The sequence below is a fragment of the Neisseria sp. HMSC064D07 genome (assembly GCF_001837185.1).
Taxonomy (GTDB): Bacteria; Pseudomonadota; Gammaproteobacteria; order Burkholderiales; family Neisseriaceae; genus Neisseria; species Neisseria flavescens_C.
Map to the genome: position 1 here is coordinate 1 of NZ_KV831638.1, position 6891 is coordinate 6891.

Consider the following 6891-nt stretch of genomic DNA (forward strand, 5'->3'; position numbering starts at 1 on the left):
TTTAGGGGATTTGGGGGAATTTTGCAAAGGTCTCCTATTGCCTTGATGCACGGTTGCTTAGGTTAAAACTTCATCTCCAAAGTCAGGGTGTAATTTCGTCCCGGTGCGGCGTAGCGGTTATACCTGCCGACATTATTGTGCCTATTGACCGCTCCTTCGGCAGTCTGCCTTACAGACTCCCAAGTGGTATACCGGTAGTTGAAGAGGTTATACACGCCTGCGCGCAGGGTCAGGTGTTTCTTGATATTGTAATATCCGGAAACATCCGTAACATGCCAAGGCCGCGTCCGCCGTGATGCTGCTTTTTTAGCATTGGCATTACCGTTCAACAGCGCCTGGCTGCCTAGCAGTTCGTCAACAGATTTTGCCTTGGAATAAGTAAACATCGTATTGATGCCCCATATTCCGTCAGGATGGTCGTAACCCAAACCCAATACATATCGTGAAGGTTGGACGGCATCAAAGAGATATGAAGTTACAAACGTCCTGTCGGCGCGTATATCGGCATCTTTGACCTTGATACGGTTATAGGCAAGCGTGGAATACAACCCGTCCGGCAACCCGCCCCATACACCGTGCCAATCGATTTTACCCAAAATATTGATACCGGCTATCCGTGCATTTTGAGCATTTCGGTATCCGGGGTCGCCAGAAGCCGAAGTTTGCCCGTTTTGAGTTCGGGTTTCATAACCGAATGCAATCAGGTCGCGATAAGCATTGTTGAAATAGCTGGCTTCCAAATTGCCGAAGTCCCCTTTAAATACAATACCTGTCTCTCTATTAAAGGATTTTTCCGGTTTCAGATCCAACGTTTTCAAAGACTTCCCGGCTCTCCAGCCGTACATTTCGGCAAACGACGGTAGACGGAAGCCCGTAGAAGCGCGATAAGTCAAATCCATCCAGGTGAAAGGCTTGAGGACTACGCCTGCGTTCCAAGAAAGGTTGCGGTGAGTGCCGGTAGAGACACTCTTATCTTCCGAATGCGTACTGCGGTAATCGTAACGTATACCTGCTCCGACATCCGCCCACCTGCCCAAACGAACATTGTCTTGAACGGCTGCATAATAACCGTTGCCACCGATATTCCTCGGTGTGCAGTCTGTATAGGTGTTATTGCCGAAACGGCATATCGGCGATGTATTGACCGTGGTCTTGCCGATAGACACCCAATACGGTTTGCCTTGGCTTCCATTGGGTGACTGCGCCCCTTCCGGGATTTTCGATCCATATGCCTGAACTGCGTTTTGAAGATAATAATCGCTGTGGGACAATTGCGACTTAAAGCGGTCGTACCCTAGATTGATACTCAGATTGTGACGGATTTTGGCCGTATCAAATGCCTTTTTAAATACTGCTTGGAACAGGTTTCGGTTTTCTTCATAAATCATCCGGTCGGATTTATAGAAGGAATACGGTTTATTGCCGTCGGGACGGCAATTTTTATCCGAACCGTCGTGAGAGCAATGCGTCTGCTGCAAACGGTTGTCCAAATCTATACCTTGCCGGTCATAAGAAAGTCGGGCGTAATCGGCCCAGGTATCCTTGTCAGCATTATGGTAAACATATTCGACCCCGTACCGGTTTTTAGTATGGCGTTCATCATAAAACACGCCGGTACCGTAACCGATACCCTGCAATGTACCGCCCTCTCCCTGAACAAACAGCCTTTCGGCCTTATTATTGCCCGAATATTTGCCAAAGCCGCTCGGCGTACCGTTTCTCCGGACACTTTCATTCAGATCGGCCTCGGTAAAATAGGCAGGAACAGTCATATCCCGTGTATCAAAGGTCTGCTGCGTACGTTCAAGAACGGCTCCGACATAATGGCGGTTGTCCAAATGCCAACCCGGTCGGAACAGCCATGATTGGCTGCCATACTCAAGCGGGTCCGCAAGGAAGCGGCTGGGGCCGGTATAATCCTGCGTGCTGGCGGTTTTGCGCTCATCTTTGGCCAAAGCATCTTTTTTCGCATTGTCTTTACAGGCCGCATATCCATTGGAACATTCCTCTTCGACAATGAAATTTGCGTACGGATGGGTATCCTCGACCGGCATCAGCCGGTTGAAACTCTGCACACCTTTACTAGCATCTTTATGCGCATGGATTTCCTGCCCCCGCCGTTTAGTATAAATAAGGAGGGCTTCCGCACCGCCGCTGCGTCCTGCAAGCGCAAGGGACTGTGTCAGGGCATGGTCTTTTCCAGAATAGGCAGTTTTACTCTGAATGCCCCACTGTTTTCCCTCTCCGATAATGTCGGCTGCGGTTTTGGTTTGAAATGCGACCGAACCTGCCAATGCGCCGTTTCCGTATTCTGATGAATTCGAACCCTTGCTGATTTCAACGGCCTTAACGTTTTCATACTCAATTTCATTGATTGCGCCGCTGCTGCCCGCCGTCCTCGTCCCACCCAATGCCGCCTGCGCGGTGTAGGACTGTATTTGCGAAACGCCGTCTACCGTTAAGGAAACGCGGTTTTTATCCATGCCGCGTATTGAATAGCCGGAACTTGCGCCCCGACCCTGTTCGACCACGGCAATACCCGGATCGTAACGGGTCAGGTCTCGGATATTCAAAACCTGTTCTTTACTTAGCGTCTCGGAAGATTTGACCAGCTTGCCCAGCCCGGTTACTTCGTTATCACGGCGGGTTTTCTGTTTTTTTGCATTGACCTGCACGGTATCGAGCTGCTTTTCCCACACTTGTCCGGACGGTAAAACATCCGCATAAGCAGGCAGCGCAGTCATCAGCGACAGGCATAAAATATTTAATCGGAACAAATGTTGCTGTTTCATATCATTTCTCTACTTACTGCCTTCAGACGGCATTTAAAGCCGATATGCCGTCTGAAGAACTTTCCTCTGTCAACCGGCAGCCCAGTTTACCGGACAAGCTGTTGGCGTTTCGTACCGAATACCACTGCCGCCTTGCCGCTTTCTCCCTCCAATGTATTTCCGGAGAACGATCCGCCCATCTCAATGGCGTTTTTGCCGTAGAAGCCGCCGGACACATCTGCACGGATATTCGTTCGTTTCGGATCGATGGTATTTTTCGGATCTAATGCAAAGCCGTTTTCACCGGTTTTCGCCACACCTGAAAAACCGTTGCCCTGAATCGTGGCAGTGATGGTGAATACGGGGGCAATGCGGTCTTTCGCCGTCAGCATACCGTTGAGGGTTTTCTCGGCAAAATTAACTTTAAACTCCGCCCGGTTACCGCCTTCCTTATTGGAAGGTTCGGCACTCCAGCTCGTACCATTAACAATAGTACCCGACCATGTACCGCGATATACCGCCTCTCCCGCCGTTACAGGCATATCGGAAACCGGCGTACGGCTGCCCTGCAGGAACATATCGTGCGAACCGCCGTGTTCCAACACCCCGAAATGCAGGTAATCCAAATTGGAGCAGCATACCGACACCTTCACACCGTCTTTCTCAAATATATGCTGGAATGCCGTCTGAGTGCCTTCGGACGGCACAAGCGCAAGCTCTACGCCGTCAATCAGCAGTTTGGCCACGTTGCCGAAGCTGTCTATCTGTTTTTTCACAAAATCCGCACCGATGCGGTAAGCGTCCATAAAGGTTTCAGCCAATGGTTTTTCTGCACCGTCTTTCTGTTTCGCGCTGAATACGGCAAGCACTTTCTTATCGTTTGCCAAAAACTTGCCGCCCAACTCATCGCCCTGAGGCCCGTAGAAACCACCTTCCAGACTATCAGAATCAGAAACGAAGGGATGACCGTTCCCAGTATCTTTATCTGCAGCCAACGCCTTACCTTTGAAACGGTTACCGTGCAGGTTAGCCTGAATGTCGTAACGTTTAATTTGTTTGGCTTTATTTTCGGTTTCGTTATGGGTAATCCGGTTATTGCGGTAGAGCACGCCGGTCATGGTCTTGGCGGCGAAGTCCACCTCAAACTCGCTGGTCAGCCCAAAATCGGTCTGACCTTCCGGTGCCTCGCTTTTATTGCGCAACACATCCGCTTCCTCGGCAGACAAAGCCCCGTACCTATCGCCCGCTTGCGAATTACCCAACTGGGAAAACTTCTGTTTTTCCTTGGCATCGGTTACATAATCCCAAGTGCCTTTGTAAATCGACTTGCCCATCGGCAGAGCTTGGGAAGGATTGCTGCCTTTGTAGAAAAGGTAGCCGTCCGCGCCGGAAAGGGCGATATTGTTTTTGAAATCGATTTTATTGGCACCGTTGCGGTAGATATAGCCCGAGCGGACATATTGGAAATCCGTGTATCCTTCCACACGGCTTTTGCCGTCGCCCGTTGTGATGGATTCGTTCAGCGTACCCTTATCCATCGCAAAAATCTCATTCTTTTGGGGAAACTCACCCGGCTCACCCGCACCTAATTTCTCCCAATCCGCTTCTGATAATGCCTTATGATCTTCTTTATTTTTCGGGTGCCAGTTCCGACGCGGTATTTTGGCTGCAAAACCGTAAACCGGACGGTCGTTTTCCGCCGCCTGCGCTTCATCGGGTTTTGCCGGTTTTTCAGTTTGTTCGTCTTGGTATTTCGGTGCTTCGGACTGCGGGTTGTGCTGTTTCGTTTCCACGCTGTCCAAATCGAAACTGCCGCCGCCCGCGCAGGCAGAAAGCAGCAGCACAGGCAGGATACCGGCTGCTTGGGCAATAAGTGAATTTTTCATATCAACTTTTTTAAAAATGATAATAGTTTATATTTTATTAACTTAAAATGTAATTTGCAAACATTTTCTGACGTACCTTCACAAAAAACACCCGCACATCCTTACTCCGGATATGCGGGTGTTTGAGCAAACCTTGCCTAACCCAAAGACACCATTTCAATCTGCTCCATCGTCCTACCCAGAAAACGTTCGCCTATCGTTCTGAATTTCAAAGGAATATCGCTGACATAAAAACGATAGTCGGGATTATTGTTGTCAGTATTGAGTAATCCCTCCTGCGCAAGGACGCGTGCTGTTTTTTCATCCGTCGTAATTGCAGAATCAACCAACGCGACATTACCCGCCTCCCTACCGATTAAGGGCTTGAGCAAGGGAAAGTGCGTGCAGTCCAACACCAGCGTATCGATGCCGTCTGCAAGCAATGGTTTGAGGTATTCGCATACGGTCAGGCGGGTAACTTCATGTTCCAAACCAACCTTCCTCCACCAAAGGGACGAGCAGCGGCGCAGCCTGCGTGCGGACGAGCGTATCAGGGTTGTTCCTATGGATGGCGCGCGCATAAGCATTGCTGTTGACTATCGTATTGGTGGCGATAATGCCGATTTTATTGTTGCGCGTCGTTGTCAGCGCGGCTTTCGCGCCGGCGGAAATCACGTTCAACACAGGCATATTGCCCGTCTTTTGACGGATTTTCTGCCCCGCCACCGCCGCAATCGTATTACACGCGATAACCATCGCCTTAACATCGTATTCCAGCAGAAAATCGACAATCTGCATGGAGAAATGCTCAATGGTCGCCTTCGACTTCGTCCCATAAGGCACACGCGCCGTATCGCCGAAATAAATGATGTTTTCCATCGGCAGCCGCTTCATCAGCGCGCACACATTGGTCAAACCGCCGATTCCTGAATCAAAAACACCGATGGGGCGCTGCCTGCCGATATTTTCCATCCTTCTTCCAATCTGTCCTAAACATACAATCCGCGTATTGTACACGCGCCGCTTTTTCTTGACAGCCATGCCGTCTGAAAGCAGAACGCGTATTTGGCTGTATAATGCTCGACAGGAAGCATCCGCCCCTCGGGTGCAAAGTTTGCAAAACCTGCAAAACTGCCCATAATACCCCAAACCTTACAACAAACCGTTTCCATGTCTGATTTACCCTCCATCTCCCGATTCCTTGCCGATGAAGCCGCCACACTCGATTTGGGTGAAGCATGGTCTTCCCGTTTAAACGCACCCCTGGTCATTTATCTCAAGGGAGACTTGGGCGCGGGAAAAACCACGCTGACACGCGGAATCCTGCGCGGACTCGGTCATCGGGGACCGGTCAAAAGCCCGACTTACGCCATCGTCGAATCCTATCCGCTTAAACCCTTTACCCTGCATCATTATGTTAAACACCAAAGGCGCAACCAGCTCCGCCGCCAAATTCTTGGAACAAACCCAAAATAATGCCGACGCGGTCGGCGGCGTACCGACCAGCGGCAACCGCAATGTCGATACCGCCCTGCTCGACATGACGCAAACCGCCACACTGCGCGACAGCCGCAAACTCAGCAATCTGGTGCTTGAAGAATTGGGTAGGCTCAACCACTTGCACAAAGGCAGGGTGGACGAAGCCAATTTCGCCGTTTTGCGCGCACCCGATATGTCGTCTATCCTGGTCGAAACCGCCTTCCTGTCCAACCCTGCCGAAGAGAAGCTGCTGGGTAGCGAATCCTTCCGCCGGCAGTGCGCCTAATCCATTGCCTCAGGTATCCAACGCTACATCAACACTTCCGTATTGAAGCGGGGGTGATTCCGAAAAATAAATGCCGTCTGAACATTTTTCAGACGGCATTTTTGTACACTTTCCTCAACTGTTCGATCCCTGCACCATATCAATCAGGAACAGGCGGCAATCGAGGTTGCCGTTATAAAGTGGGATTTTGCGTTTTGGCGACAGGCGCATAAATTTGGGCATTTCCCTGTCGCCGGTAAACATGCCGACCCGCCAGCCGGCATAGTGTTTTTTCAACCACGTACCCAACTGCGGATAAAGTGCCTGCAAAGCGTGGACTTCCTCAAGGCGTACACCGTAGGGCGGATTGGACACCATAATGTCGCCCACGCCGTTCGGCCGGACGGACTGCACATCGGCAACGCTGAGGGAAACGATGTCGTCCACCCCGGCACTGCGTGCGTTGGCCAATGCCGTCTGAGACCTTTGCAAAAAAGCCCTTCCCCCGACA

3 protein-coding genes and 4 pseudogenes are annotated in these 6891 nt (G+C 50.7%); 3 read left to right on the forward strand and 4 right to left on the reverse strand.

The genetic code is table 11. The features are described from left to right. Positions 1 to 62 precede the first annotated feature (62 nt). From HMPREF2608_RS00005 to murI, 3 genes and pseudogenes are all read right to left on the reverse strand, one after another. Positions 63 to 2792, reverse strand: a complete 2730-nt coding sequence (locus HMPREF2608_RS00005; protein WP_070825539.1) for a lactoferrin/transferrin family TonB-dependent receptor — start codon at positions 2790 to 2792, stop codon at positions 63 to 65. Positions 2793 to 2878: 86 nt separating this feature from the next. Continuing rightward, the gene (locus HMPREF2608_RS00010; RefSeq protein WP_070825540.1) at positions 2879 to 4657 is read right to left on the reverse strand and encodes a transferrin-binding protein-like solute binding protein; all 1779 of its coding nucleotides are present in this window, start codon (positions 4655 to 4657) and stop codon (positions 2879 to 2881) included. A 137-nt stretch (positions 4658 to 4794) separates the two neighbouring features. Further along, positions 4795 to 5608: pseudogene (murI, locus tag HMPREF2608_RS00015) on the reverse strand (glutamate racemase). Between murI and HMPREF2608_RS11415 the strand changes: the two are divergent. The 3 genes and pseudogenes from HMPREF2608_RS11415 to HMPREF2608_RS00025 all read left to right on the forward strand — a co-directional run. Further along, a complete protein-coding gene (locus HMPREF2608_RS11415; RefSeq protein ID WP_168167203.1) occupies positions 5502 to 5777 on the forward strand; it encodes a hypothetical protein in 276 nt (91 codons plus the stop codon). The pseudogene murI and the gene HMPREF2608_RS11415 overlap by 107 nt on opposite strands. A 29-nt stretch (positions 5778 to 5806) precedes the next feature. Beyond that, positions 5807 to 6052 (forward strand): annotated as a pseudogene (gene tsaE / locus HMPREF2608_RS10910) (tRNA (adenosine(37)-N6)-threonylcarbamoyltransferase complex ATPase subunit type 1 TsaE); the annotation flags it as partial. Further along, a pseudogene (locus HMPREF2608_RS00025) lies at positions 6051 to 6401 on the forward strand (N-acetylmuramoyl-L-alanine amidase); the annotation flags it as partial. The pseudogenes tsaE and HMPREF2608_RS00025, both read left to right, overlap by 2 nt. 114 nt (positions 6402 to 6515) lie before the next feature. On the opposite strand, the pseudogene HMPREF2608_RS00030 reads toward HMPREF2608_RS00025, so the two are convergent. Beyond that, positions 6516 to 6891: pseudogene (locus HMPREF2608_RS00030) on the reverse strand (class I SAM-dependent RNA methyltransferase); the annotation flags it as partial.

Coding starts and splice junctions, on each gene's coding strand:
- HMPREF2608_RS00005 (WP_070825539.1), bottom strand. CDS start 2,792: ATGAAACAGCAACATTTGTTCCGATTAAATATTTTATGCCTGTCGCTG.
- HMPREF2608_RS00010 (WP_070825540.1), bottom strand. CDS start 4,657: ATGAAAAATTCACTTATTGCCCAAGCAGCCGGTATCCTGCCTGTGCTG.
- HMPREF2608_RS11415 (WP_168167203.1), top strand. CDS start 5,502: ATGATGTTTTCCATCGGCAGCCGCTTCATCAGCGCGCACACATTGGTC.